We start from the raw sequence: 22,241 nt of genomic DNA, 5'->3' as shown, positions 1-22,241 counted from the left end.
AGACCGGACGCTACGCAAAGGTCCTGATCCTAGCACAAGCCTTGGTTCGGAACACAGGCACGGAGAAAAAATGGTGGGGCACGGAAGATCGCCTCCGCGGGGACGCGCCCCGCGGAAGCGTGAACGTCAGAGGCTAATTCTGACCGTCGTTCACACTGATCAGATAATCACCGAATCCGGGTGACCACAGCGTGATGGAGCCCGAGCGACTGAGACGATCGATCGCGAGGAAGAGCTGGGCCCAATTGGCTTCAGGGAGCAACTTCCCCAGTTGGTCCAAGGTCTGAGTGCCCTGTTGTCGCAACACACCGATCACCCACTCATCGAGCGACGGGAGGCCTTGAAGGGTGGACAGGTCTTCAGATGTCGTGCGAGTCCGATCGGCTGTTGGCGTCACCATACCTCTTCTCCTTGAGCAGGACGGTGCGGGATGCACCGTGGTGTGTTCTTTTAGCCCGCCTCGGAGATTTAACCTATCAGCGAACCCCGATACGTGTTGTCCAGATCGGGATTACGCAGTTTCGCGCCCCATGGCCCGGGCTAAGCCCTTGCTTTCTTGCGCACCTCGGTGGAATCGGACCGCCTGGCTTCAGCCGCCGCGTGTTCGATCTCCGCATTGATCTCCCCGCCCAGCAACAGGACGATCCCGCTCAAGTAGAGCCACAGCATCAGCACGATGACGCCCGCAATCGATCCGTAGGCTTTGTTGTAGTTTCCAAAGTTCTCCACATAGAGCTTGAAACCGAGCGAGACGAGCAGCCAGAGCAGCACGGCGGAGAGCGAGCCGGGAGTGACCCATCGCCACCGCTGCTCGACGTTCGGCGACACATAATAGACGACCGCCATGGCGAACAGCATGAGCACGATGACGACCGGCCATTGGAGCACGACCCACGTCAGCTTGAAGAGCCACCCGAGCCCCACCAACTCGGCGATCCACTCGCCGATGTGCTCACCGTACAAGACGAGGGTGATCGACACGATGATCAGCCCGGCCAGGCCGATCGTCATCACGATCGCGATCACGCGCACTTTCCAGAACGGCCGCGTCTCCGGAGCATCGTAGACCGCATTCAAGCCTTCCATGATCGCCGTCATCCCGCTCGACGACGCCCACAACGCACCCAACAGCCCCAACGAGAGGATGTCCTTTCCGCTCCCTGCGACCACTTGCTCGAGATACCTCTCCACGAGCGACAGCGCCTCTTCGGGAAGGACGGTATGGAGATAGGACATCAACTCCGGGACGACGCGCTCGGCGGGAAACAATCCGAGGAGGGCCGTGAGAAACAGCAGGGCCGGGAAGAGCGTCAGCAGAAAATAGAACGCCAGTTGCGCCGCACGGCCCAGGATCTCGTCATCCTGGCTCTCCCGCCACACCCGTACGGCAAGCGCTTTCCAGGTGAGTCCGCCGAGCCGCCACGGACTGTCGGCCGGTGGTCCAGTCACGGTCCATCCTTTCGCAACAGTCCCTTTCGCAACCGTCGTGCCTTCGTGGTGACGCAAGCGGGGTCCACGGCCTCACCCCGGCGCCGCCCGCTCGAGACCGGGAAGGATCGCTCGGAAGAAGGCGTTCCGGAGCAGGTTGACGAGTACTTCCCACGTACTGGCTCGAGGGTCCTGGACGGGCCCGGAGACCTCGGCCTTCGTCGCCACCTCGTCCCGAGGCTCGTTGGAGAGCAGGTTGGCGAGGCCTCCGACGACGCCTTCGTAGGCTTTCCGGATCAGGCCCTTGTCGCGATCCTGCTGGGGGTCGTACACGTCGACGTCTTTGAACAAAGGTTTGAGGTAGCCGTCCACCCGGCCGTCTTTGACCTTCAATTCGCTGAAGAAGGAAAAGGCGCCGTCGGCGACGTCGAATTGCCCGTAGGCCCGAAAGAGCTTGTTGAGCGATTCCATCCGGGTGTTCGTAATTTGGATGAACAGATCGAAATCCGGGGAGCGCACCTCCGGCCTGAGAGTCGCCCGCGCGGTCGTCGGCCCGTTGCCCATGAGCATCCCGCGCAACCGGATGACGGCCGGACCTTCCGAGAGATGGTTGCTGACGTTCTCGAGGTAGACGTCCGTGCCGTTCAGGAACACACGATACTCCGGGCTGGTCGCAGTGTTCACGAACCCGAACTCACTGTTCTCGATCGTCGCCTGGTGGATCTTGAGCAGCAGATCGGGACGATTGGCCGATTGCTGCGCGCGTGCAGCCGCTTTTCCGGCTCGCCGCTGTTGCTGGTTCCGGCCGTCGGCGCTGTAGACGTAGTCGAGTCTGACGCCGGTCAGATGGGCCTGCGTCAACTCGACGGCAGTCTTCGATGGCGCATAGTCCACGCGGCCGGCGATCGTCGCGGTGCCGTCCCGGAGCTGGAGGTGGTAGCGACCCAGCAGCGCCACCAAATCCTTCAGCGGCACGCGTTCGAGCGAGACGTCGAGCGCGACCGCCGGGTGGGGCTGGGCGAGAAAGTCGGCCCGACCGTCGACCCGCACACGCCCCTCGTCGAAGAGGAGGCCGTCCACGTGCAGCTCCGAGGGATACTCGCCCGTCGGTGATCGGACGTTGCGGATGTTCGTCGCCTCGAGGTTCACCTGAGTCGCGCGCAGCGGCTGGACGTCGGGATGATCCCGGTAGAAGAACTCCCCGTCGCTGATCGTCAGCTTGTTGATCTGGATCGGGTACACGGCGAGCACGGCCTCCTGCCACCCCTTCTGCTCCGCGGGAGCCTCATCCTCGAGCTCGGCTTTGGTTTGGGGACGGGTCAGGTGAAGGACGGGGCGTTCGATGCGATGGTCGCTCACGAGCTGGCCGGTCAGGAGTTGTCGCCAATAAAGGCCGGCGCTCCATTTGGCAATGTGCGCGACCGGAGGGTCGGGGTGCCGGTCCTGCACGAGCGCCAGGTCCTCGAGCTCTATGCCGAGATCGAGCGGCCGGAGATCCAATTTTCCGATCCGAAAGCTATAGCCCTGGACGCGATGGTTGAGCTGGCGTTCGAGATAGGCGCGAAGCGGCTCATCGGCGACGGCGAATGCCAGCGCGACCACAATGATGAGGCCGGCGACGAGACCTCCGATCCACCACAGCGCTCTTCGCATGACTCGCAGTGACGGCCGTGCAGGCGGCCCGCCTGCCGCCGTCATGCCAGCGCCGGGGAGGAAGCCACCTTCCTCCCCATGCCGGGCGCTGACCCTTCGCGCGTCCGAACTCCGTCGTGCGCGGATGCGACGGGATGAAGCCGACGCGGCGCAACGGCGCCGCACAGAACCGGATCAGGCGACCTTGGCCAGCCGAGGTGTCTGCTGCCTGGCCAGGCTCGCCACACGGTTGTTGAGAATCGTCGCGTCCACCACTTCCCCGCACTGGACGCACCGATGAGCCGTGAACTCCAACTGACCGGTATCATCGAGAAGGTCGATGTAGCGTTCGGCGACCATGAAGCCGCCGCACCGAAGGCAACGCCCTTGATCCAAGGCACTCACGCCCGTGACATCTCCCGGCTGTCTCGCTGCTGCGTCGATCTGTCCCGGCATCTCACACCTCCTGTGGTCCTCGAACCGTTCCCCAACACGTGGCGAGTCGTTAGCAATCGTCGGGCCGTCGTGGGTGTGACGCTCGGACCGCACACGCCCGGAGAGCGCCAACGCCGCCACAGATCAACAGAAGCGCTTGCTCGCGGGCGGGCGGGGACGCCCGCGTACGCGCGGCGGCTCAACGGGCGCGGACTGAACTTTTTCAATCATCGATCCGACAGATTGTCCCCCTGCGGACACTCCGTCCGACAAGCCATCACAGTCTCGTACGTAGTGGACCGTCGACGTCGTGCGGCGAAATTCGACACCATCACGTCGGCCGGGCCGATGGGCCGCGACGCCCTGGTGCCCTACGATGCAGGATCAACCAAAGGAGGCGGAGCATGAGAACGACGCGCACACTGACACTCATGATGATGACGGCGACCTGTGCCCTTCCGATGCTGCTGGCCGCGCCGGTCTGGTCCGACGAGTCGCGACAGTCGGCTCCTCAGGATGCCAAGCACTCCCGGCAGTCCGAGAGCAAGGCCGCCGGTCAGGGCAAGATCACGCGGCCCGACGACTGCGAGTCGATCAAAGCGGGGACGGCCGACAAGCGGTCCGAAGCGGCGGCGGAACAAGACTGCCTGGCCTCGCAACATGCGGGAGCGGGGACGGGAACGAGCTCCGGAACCGGCTCCGGCAAGATGGGGCCGGGCAGCGGACCTCGGTGATCGGACGGGCTGTTCCACCACCGGACAAGCTGTTCGAGCTCGAAAACATCGCCCGCCTGCCGGGCGCTCTTTTCAGGCGACCGATGATCCTGCGTCAGGCAGTTCGCGCTCGTAAGTCCGCGCCGTCGTGAGGACTCTCCGGCCGCCCGGGCTCCGGGCCGGGCCGGCCACCGGCTGGCCGGTCAAGCGCTCAAAGGCCCAGGGCTTGCAGGGAGAGAGTCGGCGACGTCCTTTGACTATCACCCTGGTGATTGAGGAGGAGCTATGCCGGACCCCAAGAAACAACGAGCGGGCCGCAAGGGCGGTCAGACAGTCAGTAAGAACCGTGCGCACATGGCCGCGATCGGTCGCAAGGGCGGCCAGCAGTCCCGCGTGAAACGGGCGGCCAAGAAACAAGAGGCGGCGGCTCAAGAGCCGATGCCTCAGAAGGAGGTGGCCGAGCAGGCGACCGGTCTGCCGGCCTCGGAGAACGGAGACCAGACGGCCCGAGTCGGCAAGGATCACGCGGTCGAATTGTTGAAGGCCGACCATGCGCGGGTGCACAGCCTCTACGAGGACTATGAGACGGCCGGCGGTCAAGACAAACAGAACATCGCCGAGAAGATCATGCGCGAGCTGGAGGTGCATGCGGCGATCGAGGAGGAGATCTTCTACCCGGCCTTTCGTGAAAAGACTCAGAAGGAGGGGCGCGATCTGGTGGCCGAAGCGCTGGAGGAACACAAGGCCGTCAAGGCCGCCATACGGGAGTTGCGGGAGATGGATCCCGACGACGAGGCCTTCGAAGGGCGCTTCCACGACATGATGCAGGACGTTGAGCATCACGTGGGAGAGGAGGAGGGAGAGATGCTCCCCATGGCGGAAGAGGCGCTGGGCGAGCGACTCGAGGAACTGGGCGCGGACATGCAGAAGCGCAAACAGGAGCTGATCGAGAACTTCACGACCGGGGCCGCCCACTGAGGCGCTGATCAGGGTGATCGCCATTCAGCCCGGCGAGGGACGCGGTACGACCTCACGTGACCCGGGGAGACAGAGAGGTGGGCCTGGATCCCAGCCGGGAACGGCCCGCCGGGCATCACCGATGCGGACCTCGGTCGGAGCGAACATGGGCGCAATGAGGACGGCGCAATGAGGACGTGAGGACGATGGACGTGCGACGCCGAGGATGGAAGCTCTTGTGGCTGCGTGTCGCCAGACCTACCGTGGCGGCGCGCCTGGCCGCCCTGATCGTGCTGGCCGGGATCGTGGCGCTGCTGGCTTCCCAGGAGGTGAGCCAGGCGCCAAAGAGGGACGCCGCGCGCTTGTTCCCACTCGAGCTCTTGTCCGTCGGGGCCCACGCGGCGGAGCCCAACGCGTGCGGTCGTGCCGCCGAGCGCTGAGGACCATATGGAGGAAGCACCATGGAACAGCAGGGGCGACGGATCGAGGGGATGCCGGGACTCGCTGGGCCGACAGGCGGGGTGACCGCCAAAGCCGATGACGCGGCGGCGGCCGTCGGGGAGCGCTTGGAGGCCACGGCCGAAACGCTGCGCGAGCGGCTGCCGCAGGAGGGCCGGATGGGCGAGGTCGCCGGCGCCGTGAGCGACCGCGTCCAACGCGCAGGATACTATCTGCAGGAGGAGGGACTGTCGGGCCTCATCGCCGAGGTGGAAGCGATGATCCGCCGATATCCCGTGCAAGCGCTGCTGATCGGACTCGGGGTCGGCTATGCGCTGTCACGCCTGCGAACGAGGTCGTCATGATCAATTCCACTGAACGCGCACAGCCGAGTGTGTCGCAGTTGGTCACCGGCCTCCTGCACGACTTCAAGATGCTGCTGATGCAGGAGCTGCAACTGGCCAAAGATGAGGTGCGGGAGGAGCTCGGGAAGGCCAGGACCGCGGCGGTGTCCCTGGCCGTCGGCCTCGCCATGGCTGCGATCGGCGGCCTCCTCTTGATCGTGATGCTCGTCCATCTGCTGGCCGTCACCGGCCTGCCGCTCTGGGCCTGCTACGGCCTCGTCGGCGGCCTCTCGGCCGGGCTCGGAGTCGTGCTCATCGTCCGCGCCAAGAGCCGCGCGGAAGACATCCACGTGGTGCCGGTGCGGACCATGCAAACGATGAAGGAGAATGTCTCATGGATCAAAGAAGAGGTGACATCGCCCAGGATGTGAGAGCCGTGATGGAGACCCGGAACGCGATCGGCGAAAAGCTCGAGCTGTTGGAACGGCGGGTCCAGGACACCGTCGAAGGCGCGAAGCTCAGCGTCGAAGAAGTGATCGATCGGGTCAAAGACGCCGCCGACGACCTGCTGGACAAAACCAAGCAGCGCTTCGATCCCAGTTACCAGGTGCAGCAGCATCCCTGGATGATGGTGGGTGGCGCGATCGTGGCCGGGTACGTCCTGGGACTCCTCGAGGCGCGGGCGGTCTCTCAGGCCCGCGAACCGGGCGTGTACCCCTACTACCCGCCGGATCGGACCGAAGGGGCCCCGGTCATGTCCCAAGGAGGCCCTTCACCGGTTTCGAACGTGTGGGAGGGTATCAGCCGCGAGTTGTCGGCCGAGATCGACCACGCCAAGCAGGCGTTGGTCGAAGCCGGCCGTGCCTTCATCCACGAATTCTTCCAGCAAGCGCTCCCGGCCATCGGACACAGTCTCGGGTTGACCCCGGGTGGTGGGACCACCGGCCGCTCCCACCGCGGAAACGGCGATCGATCTCCGAACGCCTGAGGCCCGCGGCGGGTGCTCCGCCGCTCGCCGTCGCTTCTGCCGCCATTCGTGATGGAGCGCCTGATCAATGAGCTCCTCCGGCAGGCCACCGTCCTGGCTCCCCAGGTCGGGATGGGGGTGCTGCTGTTTGTGTTGTTCTGGCTCGCCAGCCTCGCCGTCCGACAACTCTTTCTGCGTCTCAGCCGGCCAGCCGATTTCAATACCGCCCTGGTGCTCAAGCTCGCCGGGCGGACGGCGTCCATCGCCGTCCTCATCTTCGGCACCGTCACCGCGCTGGGGACGATGGGCATCAATGTGTCGGCACTGGTGGCGGGGTTGGGGCTGACGGGCTTTGCCCTCGGCTTCGCGTTGAAGGACGTGGTGTCGAACTCTATCGCGGGCGTGCTGATCCTCTTGTACCGGCCGTTCACGGTGAACGACTACATCACGGTCGGGGGTCAGGAGGGGATCGTGACGGAGATCGACTTGCGCTATACCACGCTGGAGCGGGACGATCAGCGATTGTTGATTCCGAACTCGGTCCTGTTTACGAACAGCATCGTCGTCACCGAGAGCAAACGCCGGCTCCCGACAGAGCGGGCGGTCCCAGACCCGACGCGCATCGCCAAGGCTTCAGGCTACGAGCGAAGATAACGGCTCTTTTGAGGGGAGGCCCGCGGGGTAGGGAGCTTCTCTCCGCTTCGAAGCCCAGCGCGCCGGGGGCTGCGAGCGGAGAGACCTCCCCGTCCCACCCGCCGCCTTTGCTAACCTTCCAGAATCAATCAGCGGGCGGGATGGGGAGCGTCTCGAAGCGGAATCAGAGCGTCGACGGCCTCACGTGACTGAGACCCGGAGCGGCAGCGGCAGGCGGTGGCGGATACTGTTCGAAGCGGCGGTCAGGCGCAGCCTCGGACGCCGCAAGTTGATCCGCCAAGCGGAGGTCCGGCGAGCCGCCGGCGCTCTGGGGCTGCGAGCGGAGAGACGCTCGCCATCCCGCCCGCCACCACTTCTCTTTATTTTATTTTGGGAGGTTGCCGATACAGCTCAGCCGCGCGGGCCAGCTCGTCCTGATGCCGCCGCAGCTCTCTACCGTAGCGGGAGCGGTACACCTGCGTCTTATATGGCGCGATGCGCCTGGCGGTTCGCCGGACCTCCCGCTTCAGCTCCTCCACGAGGCCGATGCCGGCGGCGGTGAGCCATCTCCGCTTGGCCGCTCGATCGAGGTCGTCCAGAGCATACCGCACCGACGCGATCTCTTCGAAGCACCGCGCCCGTGCCCGCAGCACCTCGGCTTCCGTCAGCGCGTGTGCCGGCCGAGGGGCGCGTGACGAAAGCCGCTCGAAGAGGATCGCTCCCATGGTGAACGTAAAGGTCGCGTGCAAGATGCCGCGCAACGGGCGTAGACTGCGCCGCCACGGAGAATAGAAGATCTCCTGATTTCCGTCCCCCTGGGTCAGCACCGCCTTCCGCAGGAACAGGTTGAGATGATGATGGCTGTTCTCGTGTACCAGATCGTCGATCAGATCCAAGAAATCACGATCGAAGCAGTTGATGAACGACAGCCCGGGCCGGTGGCGGTAGCTGAAGCTGACCACCCCGCGCGCCTTGAGCGGAACGATGCGAGAGGTCAGGGCGAGCAGGTTGTCCGCTCCAGCCGGCCATGCCGATCGGATCACCGACAGCGCAGCTTCGAACCGGGGAATCAGCGCAGGAGAGGACGACACGACGCGAGCCGGTACCCGGTGCGCGTCATAGACGAGCGTCGGGCCGAGACTGAGGCGCGCCCCGGTGCCGGCCCGGATGTCCGTGTCATGATGCATCCGCCACCGCCTGGGGATCGGTTCGCCGGGCGCCGGCGCCGTCCACCGCTCCGACTCCGCACAGAGGCACAGAGCCCGCGCGGTGATCAGGAGCCGGCCGCTCGCATCATGGGCCAGTCGTCGCCGTACAGACGCTGGAGGTATGAGTACGCTTCCGTCCACGCCAAGGGCGAGGCCCCCAGCGGGCCAGGCGAGCTCGAAATCGGGCCCGCCCGCCCACGGAATCGCGATCGTGCGTCGGCCTGATTGTCCCACCCACTTGCAGGCCGCCGCCGGACACAGCAGGACCGTCTCCTGGACGACGCGACCGGCCAAGCGGGCGCACAAGCCGCGCAATCGGGCAAGGAGGCCCGACGCATCCGGCCGCCCCAGCGGAAAGAGCTCGTCGACGTACGCGTGCTCGTAGAACTGCTCCTGGCAGGCCCCGAGAAACGCCTCGGCGAACCCTCGGCGATCCGGCTCGGCGGCCAATTGCGCCAGGGCATCGACGAAATAGACGAGATCGTTCAGCTCCTCGATCCAGCCCACCACCCTCCAGTGAGAGTAGTCCTCATGGCGGAGTGCGCTTCCCACGGAACGGAGGAGGCCGGCCGGCACGCGGAAGCGTGCCGCCGCCTCGCGATACGGCCCCTCGAGCTCGTCGCACAGGTCGGCGAGCAGGCCCCACATGGACGTCCGCAGCTCCTCGAGCAGCGAGGCGAGAAAGGACGGGGCAAACAAGGGGAAGTGTGCTACCATCGGGCCGCGCGGGGGAACTGTGCGGAAGGATTCCGGCTGCTTCGTTCTGCTTGGCGTGGTCGCGGCGTTGGCGCTCCCTTCCAACGGGATCGCCGACAAGCCCTGCGACGACTATCCGGCGGCGGACCGTTCACGGTGCGAGCGGCTCTGGAAGCAAATCAATCGGGAGGCGGAAGCAGAGATGGCCGAGTTCGGGTTGCGGCAGTTGAAACGGCGCGAAGCCGGCACGATCACCGCCGAGCAACATCTGAGCCAAAACTTCGCCTTCATCAAAGCCTCGGGCGAGAAGCGCCTGCGGTTGCTTCGCGAACGGATGGGCGCTCGGTGATTTCGTTCCTGGTGAATCGTGATTCGTTATTCGGATTCTCAATGGAACGAATAACCAATAACGAGTAACAAATAACCTCCTCACAGGGTCAGCGTCTTCGAATCCTGCATCACCTTGCCGGCGGAATCGAGAAGGTCCCGGCCGATGACGATCGGCGCCTTGAAGTGCACGGCGAGCGCAATGGCGTCCGAGGAGCGGCTGTCGAAGACGCGCGTCTTGTCGTTCATCACCACGGTCAAGGCTCCCCGGAAGATACCTTCCTTCAACGTGATGATGACTTGCGTGACCTTGCCGCCGAACGAATCGAGGATCGTCCGCATCAGGTCATGTGACAGCGGACGGCTCAGCTTCTGGCCGGTCAAGGCCGCCTGAATAGAGCCCGCCACGGTCGCATCGACGAAGATGGGGATGACCTTGTTCTCCGCCTTCAGCAGGACGACGGGGCCGTGGTCCGACAATCGGACTTCGACGTCTCGAACCTGGACCTGAAGCCCTTCGCTTTGCCCAGGCGCTTCACCGACCGTCAGACAGAGACTCGCGATACCGATCCCGATGACAAGCTGTCGGAGTCTGCGCATGATGCCCTCCTCCGGCGCGCCGAATCTGAGCCGCGCGCCAAAGCCGTTAGGAGTCTGTCCCAGTCATGCCACCCTCCCGCGACCTCGCCTCCGCCCGCACCTCCTGGCCGCCAGGACGGCTCGGACGGCGCTTAGCCTCGCACGAACGGGTTGTATGCCCGCTCGAACCCAATCTGCGTCTCGGGCCCGTGCCCGGTAATCACCCGCGTCGTCTCGTCCAAGGTGTACAGACGCTCTCGAATCGACCGTTCGATCGCCGCGAAGTCCCCTCCCCACAGGTCGGTTCGGCCGATGCCGCCGCGAAAGAGCGTGTCACCGGCGAGCAGCAGATTCTCGTCGCCGAACCAAAACGACATGGAGCCGGGGGTGTGTCCCGGCGTGTGGAGCGCCTGTCCCTGAAGCCCGCCGACCACGATCTTTTCCTCGTCGGCCAGCCAATACTCCGGCGCCGGCGCCGGGGTGTAGGGGACGCCGAACATCCGGCACTGGACTTCCAGCAGATCCCAGAGCGGCCGGTCCGCCGGATGGAGGCACAGGACGGCCCCGGTCGCCTGCTTCATCGCGCCGGACGCCAGGAAGTGATCGAAATGTGCGTGCGTGTGCAGGATGGAGACGACGCGCAGCCCCATCTCCTCCACGTGCTTGAGAATCATGTCCGGCGCGCCGCCGGGATCCACGACGATCGCCTGTTTGGTCACCGGGTCGCCGAGGATTGAGCAGTTGCATCCGAGCGGGGGGACCGGAAACGTTCTCCGCATCAGAGGAGCCATCGGGGGACCATCCTTGTCGTCGGGCCTTGTCGTCATGCTATAGCCCCGCCCGGGCCTCGTGCAAGCCTCACGGCCGGCCGTCCTCACGGACGGTCCAGACCACCTCGGTGTCCGCGATCTCCCACTTCTGTGTGTCCCGGACGAGCCAAACGAGCAACCCCGCGCCTGTCCCGTCCGCACGGTACTGGCCGGCATAGACGAGGGCCTGATCCCGCCGGGGCGAGAACGCGACCGGCGAGAACTCGAGCATGAGCGTCGGCCCGAACGCGTGGCCGAGACGAGCCGGGACCAGAGCCTTCCCGCGGGCTTCCTCCGGTCCGCCCTGATCGAACGACGACACCAAGCGGTAGCGGACGCCGAACTGGAACCGGGGCTCCAGCGCCGCGGGGCGGCGGGACTGCTCGAGAAAATCGCCGAGGAGCGGGCCGGGCAAGCGACCGTCGAAGAACCGGTTCTCCTCGAAGAACGAACGGGCGAAGGGGACGTCGCTCGGCCCGACCTGAGTGGCGGTCAGACGCCGGATCAGCACCAGCGAGGTCTCGGAGGTGAGAAATTTGGCTTGGACCACCCGGTCGTACACCGCATAGGCCTCGAGCGCAACGGGACGAGCCCTCTCGGTGTCGCCGGATGGACCGGCCCGAGCGAGAGGCACGCAGGAGAGGGCGCCGAGGATCGACAGGAGCAGGAACCGACGAGCGATCGTAGATGGCGCGCCCACGGCCCGAGCATAACGCCCGGGCCCGACTCGGTCAACCAAATCGATTTGCTTTCGGCCGCGTTTGGCCCTAGAATCCGGGCGCCCAACGACGGGCCACCCGACATCGATGCCGAGGATCTGTCTACACCCCGTCTTCTCCCCTCTCCGATTCATCACGGGCGTCCTCCTCTTTGCGCTCATGGCCGTGGCATCCGCGTGCCAGCCCGACGAATCGCCCTTGAAGATCGAAAACGAGGGACTCAGGAAGCAGCTCGAGAAACAGGAATCCGTGATCCTGTCGTTGGAGCAAGGCAACAAGGTGATGCAGCAGCAAATCGACCTGCTGAACCGGGAGCTGCGCGAAGCGAAGGAGCAGGTCGAGCGGGTGATGGCGGAGCGGACGACGCTGACGGCGCAACTCGACACGCAGGAAGGCAAGACGCGAAAGCTCGCCGCCGAGGCGCAACGCGTGGCGGAGAAAGCCGCCCAACTCGCGCAGGCGGTCCGTATCGAGGACAAAGGCGGTGTGACGGATGAGATGGCGCAGCCGTTGCCGATCGTCGCCAAGGCCGTCGACGACGCCTTGGCCAAGCACGGCTACTCCCAACGGGTGAGCGTGAGAACCGACCAGAAGGCTGCGGTCGTGACCGAGCGCAAGGTCTCCCCGCCGGCCTCGCTCGAAGTGCCCGGTTTCCGCAATGAATACCTCGTGTCCTTGCAGGCGCTCGCGCCGAACCGCACCCGCGTGACCGTGAAGGCGGAATTCGAGCGCATCACGCAAGGCAACAAGATCCTCCCGGCCGGACGGGACGAGACGGCGGAGATCGAGCGCCGGCTGATCACGGAAATCGGAAGGTCGCTCCCCACCACGAAGGCCTGAGCCTTGCTCGGGCCACCCGCCGCCTAACGTCTTGCAACTGCGCTGTTTTTTCCAAGAAGGCAACCGCCTGGTCTGCGAGCCCTTCGGACGGCGAAATCACGCGCTTCGGCTATACTTACTTCGAAAATTCGTTTGTGTACCTGACGTTAGGAGCAGCGGATGGCGAAAAACAAGGCAGCGGAGCCGCACGTGTCGAAAGAGAAGGTGTTTTCGTCGGCCGATGAAATCAGCCAGGCCATCGCCAAATTACGGGCGCGTATCCATCAAGTCGAGGAGCTGAAGAAGGACGGCTTGCCGTACCGGGATGCGCTGAAGGTCACCGCCGAGTACCAGCTCCGCGACACGATCCGCGAGATCTTCGGAGAGGAATCCCCGCAGTTCCTGGAGCATCAGCACCTGAAAATCAAAGTCAACGCGAAGAATGGCATCAATGAAACGATTTCGCTCCTCCAGCATCTGATCGTAAGCTTGGAAGAGAAGCGCCTGGAAGTCCTCGGGCTGCGCGCCGTTCCCCGGGCAACCGCCCTCCCCGCCACCGAAGCCGAGCCCACCGCGCCGCCGGTCCCGAGCACACCGCCGACCCCGCCGGCCGAGCCCATACCCGCACCCATGCCGGTTCCAGCGGTTTCGGCCCAGGCCGAGACGGCCCGCCCGCCGGCCCCAATGGATCCGACACCGCCGCCGGTACCGCCGGCGGCGACGGGACCGATGCGGCTCAAGCTCTCGGCCGAGGTCCCAATCCTCGTGAACGACAGCACCATCTCGGTATCGCCCGCTCCGGCGGCGCCGCCTCCCGCGTCGATTGCCCCTCACCCTCAACCATCGGAGACCGGCATGTCGCCACATCTCGTCGATGCCATGAGCCCGGTTCAGTCCCCCCAGGGCGAACCACCCGAACGCTCCCGCCTCCCGAACAGGACCCGGCCGACGCAGGAGTCCGAGACGGCCCGGCCTGCCGACACGCTCGCGCTGCTGCGGAAGATCTGCGAGCGGTTCCACCGAATCGCCCGCCGACTTCGCCAACGACGGGACGAACGGCCGACCCTCGACGTCGAAGACGAGCGCGACGTCACCGACGTCCTGCACGCGCTGTTGAGCGTGGAGGTGGACGAGATTCAGGTGGAAGAATGGTCGCCGCCTTATGCCGAGGGATCGAGCCGCGCCGACCTGTGCCTCAAGGACGATGGGATCGTCGTCCTGGCGAAGAAGACCAGGCCCGGCCTCAGCGCCAAGGCGTTGACACAGCAGGTCAGCGTCGACTTCGAGCGATACAAGGACCATCCGGACTGCAAGACCCTCTTCTGCTTCATTTACGATCCGGAGGGTCGCATCGGGAACCCCAAGGTGCTGGAAGCAGAATTGACGCTGAGCTTCAACGACCGCCACCTCGAAGTCCTGATCTCACCCAAATGAAATAGGAGTGATTGAGAAACTGAGTAACTGGTCATTCTTGAACAATGACTCACTTGCTCACTGACCAATGACTCCAGCTTCTGAGCTCTAGATCTTTCCCACCAAGTCGAGCCCCGGCTTCAGCGTCTTGGCGCCAGGCCGCCAACTCGCCGGGCATACTTCTCCGCCGCCGTCCCGCACCTGCACGGCGGCTTGCAGCTTCCGCAACAATTCCTGCGCGCTCCGTCCAATGCTGTTGTCGTGGACCTCACCGGCCTTCAGCACCCCGTCGGGGTCGATGATGAAGCTGCCGCGTAAGGAGACGCCTTCTTCCTCCAGATACGTCCCGAATTCCCGTGACAGCCGTCCTGTCGGGTCCGCGATCAGCGGGAAATCCACCGTCTTCACCGCCGGTGACGCGTCGTGCCAGGCCTTGTGGACGTAGACCGAGTCGGTGCTGACTCCAAACACTTCCGCCCCCAGCTTCTGAAATTCCGGATAGAGCCGCCCCGCTTCCGCAAGCTCGGTGGGACAGATGAAGGTGAAGTCGCCCGGGTAAAAGATGAGGACGACCCATGTGCCTCGATACCCGGTCAGATCGATCTCCCTGATCTGATCACGGTGATACGCCTGATACTTGCCTCCGCTCACGTGCCTGCCGATCTGGATCATCGTGTGCTCCTTTCCTCTGGCGTTGGCCCAGTCAGAAGAAGAAGCTAAGCAAGGAGCAGGCCCGGCACCGGACGCGGGGTCTGCCCGCTTGAGTTGCTCGTTGTCGGGTCCGTCTGGGGAATCCGACGAGGATGGTCTACGGCGCAGAGCGATGGCGAGCTGCTCGGAGGAGGTCTCGGGACCACAGTGCCGACGCTCAGGGACAACCTGTCCCTTCAGCTCCGATGGTCTTCTCCTGAGGAGCCTCAACGAGGTCCGCGATGACCTTGCACTCCAGCCCGAACGGGAGGTACCCCGCGTAGCCGAGCAAGGGCATTTCGAAGACGAGGAATCCATACACGAAGGGCACCCGGTACTCCCAATGCGCGAGGCTCTGGGAATTCCAGAGCTCCCAGAAGAACCCGCATTGCAGCCCGGCCAGCGCGGGAATCAGGACCGCACTCCAGTCGCCGCGTCGGAGCGGGGAAAAGATCGTCGGCCGGCCGGCGACCGCTTGGGCCCCGGTGATGACGAGCAAGGGCGAGACCCACAGGAGTGGAAAGAGGTACTGCGGCCAGATCCCCAGCCCCATCAGGCCGGCGCCGGAAAGCAGCAGGACGGTGAATCCGAGCGCACGCGGCGACGGCACCCGGACCCCCGGGAGGTCCACGCAGGCGGCCTTGAGGCTCGGGAAGGTGCGGAGCCACTCGTCGGTGCTCAGCACGGCGGGAAGAACGGTGGAAAAGGCGATCGTTGCATGGAACACGTATTCGCCGGCCGTGAAGGTCTCCACCCCCACGTAGTACCAGTTCTGGGCAAAACGATTCAGATATTCAAAGAACCACCAAAACAAGGCGCTGACCGGGAACAGCCGAAGCAGAGAGCCGGGCCGATCGGTCAGCAGGCACGAGCCGACCCGGCGGAACGTCAGCGCATTGATGAGGACGATATACCCGAGCCACAGCGGCGTGAAGGTGAATGGCTGCAGCTCCGTGAACCAGGGCACGCGAGTCCAGGCCAGGAGCCAGGCGGCGGCCAGCCACAGCAGGCCGAGCCATCCCCACCAGGGGAACGGGCGTGCAGTGTCGAGACGCGCGGTGCCGGCACGTCCGGCCTTGAACAGCTGCGCGGCGAGCGGCCCGATCGTCGCCAGCAGAAAGACGGCCAGACCAAGAAACACCGGCCATGAGAAGCCGGGATGCTCGACGTCGCGCGTCAGCGGGGGGAAGTCGAGATAGGGAGCAATCGGTCTCCCGGCGGCGGCGAGACCCAGCAAGGGAAGCGCGACCAGGAGAACGAAGAGGAGCAGCAGGCGAACCGCCATAGCCGGCAGTCAGTCAGCCAACCGAACGGACTCGGTGGGCGTTGGAACGCCCTCCGCTCAGACGCCGACTCGAGCGAAGCGACTCCGCAGGTAACGGTCCACACCTGCGGCCATCTTTCGCCCTTCGGCGATCGCCCAGACGATCAACGACGCCCCGCGTTTGACGTCCCCGCCGGCGAAGACGCCCTCCACGCTGGTCATGAAGTGCTCGTCGACGGCCACGTTGCCGCGCGCATCGTAAGCCACGCCCAGCCTGTCCAAGAGACCGTTCTTGACCGGCCCCGTGAACCCCATCGCGAGCAGGACGAGATCGACATCCAGCTCGAACTCGCTGTTCGGGATCGGGACGAACTTGCCGTCTTTGAAGGTGACGCGTTGGGCATGGAGTTTGGTGACGTGTCCGTTGCGGCCGCTGAAGGCCGTGGTCGAGACGCTCCATTGACGATCACAGCCTTCCTCATGGGCATGCGAGGTGCGCAGTTGCATGGGCCACAGCGGCCAAGGGGTCGACGGAGCCCGCTCGGGAGGCGGCTCGGGGAGGAGCTCGAATTGGTGGACTTCGCTGCAGCCTTGACGATGCGCCGTGCCCAGGCAGTCGGATCCGGTGTCGCCGCCGCCGATGATCACGACCCGCTTGCCTTTCGCCGTAATCGGTTCATCCGTGATCGTGTCTCCCGCATTCCGCTTGTTCTGCTGGGTCAGGTACTCCATCGCGAGATGCACGCCCTTGAGCTCGCGCCCCGGCACGTTGAGCTCCCTGGCCTGCTCGGCGCCCATCGCAAGACAGACGACGTCGTACTGCCGGCGGAGCGTCGTCGCATCGATGTCCACCCCGATGTGGACGCCGGTCTTGAACTCGACGCCCTCGGCACGCATCTGGTCCAAGCGTCGGTCCAGGACCCATTTCTCCATCTTGAAATCCGGGATGCCGTACCGCAGCAGGCCGCCGATCCGATCGGCCTTCTCGTAGACCGTCACCGTATGCCCCGCCCGTGCGAGCTGCTGCGCGCAGGCCAGCCCGGCGGGGCCCGACCCGACCACCACGACCGTCTTCCCCGTCCGCTGGACCGGGAGCACCGGCTGGACCCAGCCTTCGTCGAAGCCGCGGTCGATGATGTTCCACTCGATGACCCGGATCGAAACGGGATCGCTGTTGATGCCCAGCACGCACGCGGATTCGCATGGCGCCGGACAGAGCCGCCCGGTGAATTCCGGAAAATTGTTCGTGCTGTGCAGCGCCTTGAGCGCATCCTGCCAGCGCCCGCGATGGACGAGATCGTTCCATTCGGGAATGAGATTGACCACCGGACAGCCGGTCGCGCTCTGGCAGAACGGCACGCCGCAGTCCATGCAGCGCGCCCCCTGGGTCTTCAGCTTGTCCTCGGGGAACGGCTCGTAGAACTCCTTCCAATCGAGCACCCGCAGCTCGACGGGACGGCGCTTGGGTCCCTCGCGAGGATATTTCAGGAACCCTTTGGGGTCAGCCATGGGCCACCATGTCCTTGTGCGCTTGCTCCTTGAGCGCCGCCGCCTTCCGCTCCGCCAGGACCCGCTTGTAGTCGATCGGCATGATCTTGACGAATCGAGGCAACATGGCCGTCCAGTGGTCCAGCACAGCCTTGGCCTTCCGGCTGCCCGTGTACCGCAGGTGCGCCTCGATCATGGCCCGCAGCGTCTGCTGGTCCTCCGCCGTGTACACCTTTTCCAACTCGACCATCCCCATGTTGCAGCGCTGCTCGAATTTGCCGTCCTCGTTCAGGATGTAGGCGATCCCGCCCGACATCCCCGCCGCGAAGTTTCGCCCGGTCCGTCCCAAGACGACGACGACCCCGCCGGTCATGTACTCGCATCCGTGATCGCCGGTGCCTTCGATGACGGCCCGCACGCCGCTGTTGCGGACGGCGAACCGCTCGCCGGCGGTGCCGTAGAAGTAGCATTCCCCGGACGTCGCCCCGTAGAGCGAGGTGTTGCCGATCAGGATCGTCTCCTCGGGGTTGAACACCGCCTCCTTCGGCGGCACCACGATGATCTTCCCGCCGGACAGTCCCTTGCCGAGGTAATCGTTCGACTCCCCCTCGAGCACCAGCGTCATCCCCTTGGACAGGAACGCGCCGAACGATTGCCCCGCGGAGCCGGTGAACGTGATCGTGATCGTGTCCTCGGGCAGCCCGTCCGGCCCATACTGTTTCGCGATCCGGCTCGACAGCATGGTGCCGACCGTCCGGTCGGTGTTCCTGATCGGCAGCTCCAGGGACACCTTCTCGCCGCGCTCGATGGCCGGCCGGCACAGCTCGATCAGCCGAAGGTCGAGGACGTCGGACAGTCCGTGGTCCTGCTTCTGCACGCAATGGGTGGCGACCGAGGAGCCGACCGGCGGCACGTGCAGCAACGGGGTCAGATCCAGGCCCTTGGCCTTCCAGTGCTCCACGGCCTTTTGAACTTTGAGCTTGTCCACGCGGCCGATCATCTCATCCATGGTCCGGAAGCCGAGCTTCGCCATCAGCTCGCGCACTTCCTCGGCGACGAAGAAGAAGTAGTTGACGACGTGCTCCGGCTGGCCGGTGAATTTCTTGCGCAGGACCGGGTCTTGAGTCGCCACGCCCACCGGGCAGGTATTGAGGTGACATTTGCGCATCATGATGCAGCCCTCGACGATCAGCGGGGCCGTCGAGAAGCCGAACTCCTCGGCGCCGAGCAGGGCCGCGACGACGACGTCTCTCCCGGTCTTCAACTGACCGTCGGTCTCGACCTTGATCCGTCCGCGCAGATCGTTGAGCACGAGCGTTTGGTGCGTCTCCGCCAGGCCGAGCTCCCAGGGGATCCCGGCATATTTGATGGAGGAGAGCGGGGAGGCGCCCGTTCCGCCGGAGTCGCCGCTGATCAGGACCTTGTCCGCATGCGCTTTGGCCACGCCGGCCGCGACCGTTCCCACCCCGACCTCGGAGACCAGCTTGACCGACACGTCGGCGTCCGGGTTGGCGTTCTTGAGGTCGAAGATGAGCTGCTTCAGGTCTTCGATCGAGTAGATGTCGTGGTGCGGCGGCGGCGAGATCAATTGGACGCCCGGGGTCGCGTAGCGGAGCCGCGCGATCACCTCGTCGACCTTGTGGCCCGGGAGCTGGCCGCCTTCGCCGGGTTTGGCCCCCTGCGCCATCTTGATCTGGAGCTCCTTGGCGTTGACGAGATAGTGCGCGGTCACGCCGAACCGCGCCGAGGCCACCTGCTTGATATAGGAGTTCTTGGAGTCCCCGTTGGGCAGCGGCACGAACCGCTCGGGATCTTCCCCGCCTTCACCCGTATTGCTCTTGGCGCCGATCCGGTTCATTGCGATCGCCAGCGTCTCGTGCGCTTCCTTGCTGATCGCCCCGAACGACATCGCTCCGGTGGTGAACCGCTTGACGATTTCCTTGGCCGGCTCGACCTCCTCGAGGGGGATCGGCGCTTCGGCCAGGTGGAACTCCAACAGCCCGCGCAAGTTGGAGCGGCGCCGGCTCTCGTCGTTCACCAAGGCCGAGAACTCCTTGAACGTCTTGGGATCGTTGGTCCGCGTCGCGTGCTGCAGCTTGTAAATGGTCTCCGGATTCCAATTGTGGTGCTCGCCCTGCACCCGATAGTGGACCTCGCCGCCGAAGTCGAGCTGCCGGATGGGCGCGGGTTCGTATGCCAAGGCATGCCGCCGCAAGGTCTCCTCGCCGATCTCGCGGATCCCGATGCCCTCGATCCGCGACGGCGTCCCGGTGAAGTAGGTATCGATCAGCGGCCGGTTGAGCCCGATGGCCTCGAAGATCTGCGCGCCGCAATAGGACTGGACGGTCGAGATGCCCATCTTCGAGAAGATCTTGAGCAGCCCCTTGTTGATCGCCTTGATGAACTTCACTTCGGCGGTCGCCGCATCGACGCCTTCCGGCAGGTAGCCGTCGCGCTCCATGTCGACGAGGGTCTCGAAGACGAGGTAGGGATTGACGGTCCCGGCGCCGTATCCGATCAGGCACGCGAAATGGTGCACGTCGCGCGGTTCGCCCGTCTCGACGATGAGCCCCACCTCGGTCCGCGTGCATTCCCGGACGAGATGGTGGTGGACGGCCGAGATCCCGAGCAGGCTCGGGATCGGCGCCCATTCCTCGTTCACCCCACGATCGCTCAAGATCAGGAACTTGTAGCCCTCGCGGATGGCCTGCGAGGCCTGCCGGCACAGCTCGTTGACGGCGGCCTCGAGCCCGTCCGGTCCGTCGGCCACCCTGAAGAGCATGCGAAGAGTCTTGCTCTTGAAATGCGGATCGGCGATTTCCCGGATCTTCTCGAGGTCTGCGTTCGTCAGGATCGGTTGCTTGACCCGGATGCGACGCGCCGACTCCGGCGCCTCCTCCATCACGTTGGGCTTCGGGCCGATATTGGTGACGAGCGACATGACGAGCTCTTCGCGGATCGGATCGATCGGCGGATTCGTCACCTGGGCGAAGAGCTGCTTGAAGTACTTGAAGAGCAGCTGCGGGCGCTCGGAGAGCACCGCCAACGGCGTGTCCGTCCCCATGGACGAGACCGGCTCTTCCCCGGTCACGACCATCGGGGTGATCACCATCTTGAGCTCCTCGACGGTATAGCCGAAGGCCTGCTGGCGCTGGCGGATCGTCGGGTGGTCGGGCTGCTGGACGTTCAGCGGCTCCGGCAGCTCGTCGAGCGAGATCTTGTACTGGGTGACCCATGCCCGATACGGCTTCCGGCCCACGATATCGGCTTTGATCTCTTCGTCGTCGATGATCCGGCCCTGGCCGGTGTCGACCAGGAACATGCGGCCCGGCTGCAGCCGTCCCTTCTGCCGGATCTTCTTGACGTCGGTCGGGAGCACGCCGGCCTCCGACGCCAGCACGACGAGGTCATCGCTCGTCACCTGGTAGCGGCAGGGCCGCAGGCCGTTCCGGTCGAGCGTCGCCCCGATCATCGTCCCGTCGGTGAAGCACACGGCGGCCGGTCCGTCCCACGGCTCCATCATCGCGGCGTGGTATTCGTAGAAGCCTCGCCGATCGAGATCCATCTGAGGGTTGCCGACCCAGGGCTCGGGGATCAGCATCATCATCGCATGCGGCAGCGACCGCCCGCCCATGACCAGGAACTCGAGCGCGTTGTCCAGGCAGGCCGAATCGCTCTGATGCTCGTAGACGATCGGAAAGAGTTTCTCCAGATCGTGGCCGAACAGATCGGACTTCAGCCGCCCCTGCCGCGCACGCATCCAGTTGACGTTGCCCTTCAGGGTGTTGATTTCGCCGTTGTGGCAGATGTACCGGTACGGATGGGCCAGGGGCCACGTCGGAAAGGTGTTCGTGCTGAAACGGGAATGGACCAAGGCCAGCGCGCTGGCCAGGCTCGGGTCGGCCAAGTCGCGATAGTAGGCGGCCATCTGGTGCGGAAGCAACAGGCCCTTGTAGACGATCGTCTTGGCGGACAGGCTGGGAATGTAGAAGTAGTCGCGTCCCTGAATCGTGCTGTCCCGGACCGCTCGTTCCACCCGTTTCCGAATCACGTAGAGCTTGCGCTCGAACTGCGCCTCGTCGAGCCGCTCCCGTCCGATGAAGATCTGGCGAATGACCGGCTCCGTCCGCCTGCCAAGCTCGCCGATCGCCTCGCTGTCCACGGGGACGGTACGCCAGCCCAAGACGCGCTGGCCCTCCTCGCGGACGACCCGTTCGAACAAGGCCTCGCACTGGGCACGCGCCTCGTCGGCCCGGGGCAGGAACACCATGCCGACCCCGTAGGCCCCCTTGGCCGGAAGCGCGATCCCCGTGTCCTGGGCCGCCGCCGACATGAAGTCATGGGGGATTTGGAAGAGGATACCGGCGCCGTCGCCGGTCCGGGGGTCACACCCTTGCGCCCCCCGATGCGCGAGGTTCTTCAGGACCTCCAGGCCCTGCTCGATGATGGTATGCGAGATGCGGCCCTTGATGTCGGCAACGAAGCCGATGCCGCAGCCGTCCTTTTCGAATCGAGGGTCGTAGAGTCCTTGCTTCTCAGGAAACCCGGGGTACGTCATGTCCAATCCTGTCGCTGGCGTGGATCGAAGCTCGGCTGAACCGAATGCGGAGAGGGGACCGTTCCAGACGCGGGCACGACTCGACCGCGAAACTCCTGGTGAATTGAACCGTCACGATACTGGA

At 65.0% G+C, this 22,241-nt stretch carries 22 protein-coding genes; 10 read left to right on the top strand and 12 right to left on the bottom strand.

The features are described from left to right. Nucleotides 1-133 precede the first annotated feature (133 nt). The 4 genes from ACWHYV_RS05090 to ACWHYV_RS05075 form a co-directional block, all read right to left on the bottom strand. Nucleotides 134-400, bottom strand: coding sequence for a hypothetical protein (locus tag ACWHYV_RS05090; protein WP_447979576.1), 267 nt, complete (start codon nt 398-400; stop codon nt 134-136). Nucleotides 401-540: 140 nt separating this feature from the next. Beyond that, on the bottom strand, nt 541-1,449 hold the full coding sequence (locus ACWHYV_RS05085; protein WP_447979575.1) for a YihY/virulence factor BrkB family protein: 909 nt from the start codon (nt 1,447-1,449) through the stop codon (nt 541-543). 72 nt (nt 1,450-1,521) lie between these two features. Further along, a complete protein-coding gene (locus ACWHYV_RS05080; RefSeq protein WP_447979574.1) occupies nt 1,522-3,081 on the bottom strand; it encodes a DUF748 domain-containing protein in 1,560 nt (519 codons plus the stop codon). Between the two features lie 174 nt (nt 3,082-3,255). Further along, nucleotides 3,256-3,516: a hypothetical protein gene (locus ACWHYV_RS05075; RefSeq protein WP_447979573.1), complete on the bottom strand. Its 261-nt coding sequence runs from the start codon at nt 3,514-3,516 to the stop codon at nt 3,256-3,258. Between the two features lie 383 nt (nt 3,517-3,899). Here ACWHYV_RS05075 and ACWHYV_RS05070 point away from each other — a divergent pair, with 383 nt between their 5' ends. From ACWHYV_RS05070 to ACWHYV_RS05040, 7 genes are all read left to right on the top strand, one after another. Beyond that, complete coding sequence (locus ACWHYV_RS05070; RefSeq protein WP_447979572.1) at nt 3,900-4,229, top strand: hypothetical protein; 330 nt, start codon at nt 3,900-3,902, stop codon at nt 4,227-4,229. Nucleotides 4,230-4,493: 264 nt separating this feature from the next. Next, entirely contained in the window at nt 4,494-5,186 is a 693-nt protein-coding gene (locus ACWHYV_RS05065) for a hemerythrin domain-containing protein (RefSeq protein ID WP_447979571.1), read from the top strand. Nucleotides 5,187-5,371: 185 nt separating this feature from the next. After that, nucleotides 5,372-5,605, top strand: a complete 234-nt coding sequence (locus ACWHYV_RS05060; RefSeq protein ID WP_447979570.1) for a hypothetical protein — start codon at nt 5,372-5,374, stop codon at nt 5,603-5,605. 21 nt (nt 5,606-5,626) lie between these two features. Further along, entirely contained in the window at nt 5,627-5,968 is a 342-nt protein-coding gene (locus tag ACWHYV_RS05055; RefSeq protein ID WP_447979569.1) for a hypothetical protein, read from the top strand. Next, a complete protein-coding gene (locus ACWHYV_RS05050; RefSeq protein WP_447979568.1) occupies nt 5,965-6,378 on the top strand; it encodes a phage holin family protein in 414 nt (137 codons plus the stop codon). The genes ACWHYV_RS05055 and ACWHYV_RS05050 overlap by 4 nt, the downstream gene beginning before the upstream one ends. Then, nucleotides 6,342-6,935, top strand: coding sequence for a DUF883 family protein (locus ACWHYV_RS05045; protein ID WP_447979567.1), 594 nt, complete (start codon nt 6,342-6,344; stop codon nt 6,933-6,935). Before ACWHYV_RS05050 ends, ACWHYV_RS05045 begins: the two co-directional genes overlap by 37 nt. Before the next feature lie 12 nt (nt 6,936-6,947). Further along, nucleotides 6,948-7,568: a mechanosensitive ion channel family protein gene (locus ACWHYV_RS05040; protein WP_447979566.1), complete on the top strand. Its 621-nt coding sequence runs from the start codon at nt 6,948-6,950 to the stop codon at nt 7,566-7,568. A gap of 359 nt (nt 7,569-7,927) precedes the next feature. Here the strand turns inward: ACWHYV_RS05040 and ACWHYV_RS05035 are convergent, their stop codons facing one another. After that, entirely contained in the window at nt 7,928-9,472 is a 1,545-nt protein-coding gene (locus tag ACWHYV_RS05035; RefSeq protein ID WP_447979565.1) for an aKG-HExxH-type peptide beta-hydroxylase, read from the bottom strand. A gap of 19 nt (nt 9,473-9,491) precedes the next feature. Here ACWHYV_RS05035 and ACWHYV_RS05030 point away from each other — a divergent pair, with 19 nt between their 5' ends. Next, entirely contained in the window at nt 9,492-9,800 is a 309-nt protein-coding gene (locus ACWHYV_RS05030) for a hypothetical protein (RefSeq protein WP_447979564.1), read from the top strand. Nucleotides 9,801-9,880: 80 nt separating this feature from the next. Here the strand turns inward: ACWHYV_RS05030 and ACWHYV_RS05025 are convergent, their stop codons facing one another. From ACWHYV_RS05025 to ACWHYV_RS05015, 3 genes are all read right to left on the bottom strand, one after another. Continuing rightward, a complete protein-coding gene (locus ACWHYV_RS05025; RefSeq protein WP_447979563.1) occupies nt 9,881-10,378 on the bottom strand; it encodes a bifunctional nuclease family protein in 498 nt (165 codons plus the stop codon). Between the two features lie 131 nt (nt 10,379-10,509). Next, complete coding sequence (locus ACWHYV_RS05020) at nt 10,510-11,148, bottom strand: MBL fold metallo-hydrolase (RefSeq protein ID WP_447979562.1); 639 nt, start codon at nt 11,146-11,148, stop codon at nt 10,510-10,512. A gap of 67 nt (nt 11,149-11,215) precedes the next feature. Then, the gene (locus ACWHYV_RS05015; protein ID WP_447979561.1) at nt 11,216-11,866 is read right to left on the bottom strand and encodes a hypothetical protein; all 651 of its coding nucleotides are present in this window, start codon (nt 11,864-11,866) and stop codon (nt 11,216-11,218) included. A gap of 106 nt (nt 11,867-11,972) precedes the next feature. Here ACWHYV_RS05015 and ACWHYV_RS05010 point away from each other — a divergent pair, with 106 nt between their 5' ends. Then, nucleotides 11,973-12,725, top strand: a complete 753-nt coding sequence (locus ACWHYV_RS05010; protein ID WP_447979560.1) for a hypothetical protein — start codon at nt 11,973-11,975, stop codon at nt 12,723-12,725. A gap of 159 nt (nt 12,726-12,884) precedes the next feature. Beyond that, complete coding sequence (locus tag ACWHYV_RS05005; RefSeq protein WP_447979559.1) at nt 12,885-14,138, top strand: PD-(D/E)XK nuclease domain-containing protein; 1,254 nt, start codon at nt 12,885-12,887, stop codon at nt 14,136-14,138. Between the two features lie 87 nt (nt 14,139-14,225). Here the strand turns inward: ACWHYV_RS05005 and ACWHYV_RS05000 are convergent, their stop codons facing one another. The 4 genes from ACWHYV_RS05000 to gltB all read right to left on the bottom strand — a co-directional run bounded on the left by ACWHYV_RS05000 (nt 14,226) and on the right by gltB (nt 22,117). Beyond that, nucleotides 14,226-14,789 (bottom strand): redoxin domain-containing protein, encoded by a 564-nt coding sequence (locus ACWHYV_RS05000; RefSeq protein WP_447979558.1) that lies wholly within the window; start codon nt 14,787-14,789, stop codon nt 14,226-14,228. Nucleotides 14,790-14,985: 196 nt separating this feature from the next. Further along, the gene (locus ACWHYV_RS04995; RefSeq protein ID WP_447979557.1) at nt 14,986-16,092 is read right to left on the bottom strand and encodes a hypothetical protein; all 1,107 of its coding nucleotides are present in this window, start codon (nt 16,090-16,092) and stop codon (nt 14,986-14,988) included. A gap of 57 nt (nt 16,093-16,149) precedes the next feature. Further along, nucleotides 16,150-17,580: a glutamate synthase subunit beta gene (locus tag ACWHYV_RS04990; RefSeq protein ID WP_447979556.1), complete on the bottom strand. Its 1,431-nt coding sequence runs from the start codon at nt 17,578-17,580 to the stop codon at nt 16,150-16,152. Further along, a complete protein-coding gene (gltB, locus tag ACWHYV_RS04985; RefSeq protein ID WP_447979555.1) occupies nt 17,573-22,117 on the bottom strand; it encodes a glutamate synthase large subunit in 4,545 nt (1,514 codons plus the stop codon). Before gltB ends, ACWHYV_RS04990 begins: the two co-directional genes overlap by 8 nt. Between the last annotated feature and the right edge of the window lie 124 nt (nt 22,118-22,241).

Source organism: Candidatus Nitrospira bockiana, from assembly GCF_965152565.1.
This window is presented reverse-complemented; position numbering and strand designations above follow the sequence as displayed.

Coding starts and splice junctions, on each gene's coding strand:
- ACWHYV_RS05090 (WP_447979576.1), bottom strand. CDS start 400: ATGGTGACGCCAACAGCCGATCGGACTCGCACGACATCTGAAGACCTG.
- ACWHYV_RS05080 (WP_447979574.1), bottom strand. CDS start 3,081: ATGCGAAGAGCGCTGTGGTGGATCGGAGGTCTCGTCGCCGGCCTCATC.
- ACWHYV_RS05075 (WP_447979573.1), bottom strand. CDS start 3,516: ATGCCGGGACAGATCGACGCAGCAGCGAGACAGCCGGGAGATGTCACG.
- ACWHYV_RS05070 (WP_447979572.1), top strand. CDS start 3,900: ATGAGAACGACGCGCACACTGACACTCATGATGATGACGGCGACCTGT.
- ACWHYV_RS05065 (WP_447979571.1), top strand. CDS start 4,494: ATGCCGGACCCCAAGAAACAACGAGCGGGCCGCAAGGGCGGTCAGACA.
- ACWHYV_RS05060 (WP_447979570.1), top strand. CDS start 5,372: ATGGACGTGCGACGCCGAGGATGGAAGCTCTTGTGGCTGCGTGTCGCC.
- ACWHYV_RS05055 (WP_447979569.1), top strand. CDS start 5,627: ATGGAACAGCAGGGGCGACGGATCGAGGGGATGCCGGGACTCGCTGGG.
- ACWHYV_RS05050 (WP_447979568.1), top strand. CDS start 5,965: ATGATCAATTCCACTGAACGCGCACAGCCGAGTGTGTCGCAGTTGGTC.
- ACWHYV_RS05045 (WP_447979567.1), top strand. CDS start 6,342: ATGGATCAAAGAAGAGGTGACATCGCCCAGGATGTGAGAGCCGTGATG.
- ACWHYV_RS05035 (WP_447979565.1), bottom strand. CDS start 9,472: ATGGTAGCACACTTCCCCTTGTTTGCCCCGTCCTTTCTCGCCTCGCTG.
- ACWHYV_RS05025 (WP_447979563.1), bottom strand. CDS start 10,378: ATGCGCAGACTCCGACAGCTTGTCATCGGGATCGGTATCGCGAGTCTC.
- ACWHYV_RS05020 (WP_447979562.1), bottom strand. CDS start 11,148: ATGGCTCCTCTGATGCGGAGAACGTTTCCGGTCCCCCCGCTCGGATGC.
- ACWHYV_RS05010 (WP_447979560.1), top strand. CDS start 11,973: ATGCCGAGGATCTGTCTACACCCCGTCTTCTCCCCTCTCCGATTCATC.
- ACWHYV_RS05005 (WP_447979559.1), top strand. CDS start 12,885: ATGGCGAAAAACAAGGCAGCGGAGCCGCACGTGTCGAAAGAGAAGGTG.
- ACWHYV_RS05000 (WP_447979558.1), bottom strand. CDS start 14,789: ATGATCCAGATCGGCAGGCACGTGAGCGGAGGCAAGTATCAGGCGTAT.
- ACWHYV_RS04995 (WP_447979557.1), bottom strand. CDS start 16,092: ATGGCGGTTCGCCTGCTGCTCCTCTTCGTTCTCCTGGTCGCGCTTCCC.
- ACWHYV_RS04990 (WP_447979556.1), bottom strand. CDS start 17,580: ATGGCTGACCCCAAAGGGTTCCTGAAATATCCTCGCGAGGGACCCAAG.
- gltB (WP_447979555.1), bottom strand. CDS start 22,117: ATGACGTACCCCGGGTTTCCTGAGAAGCAAGGACTCTACGACCCTCGA.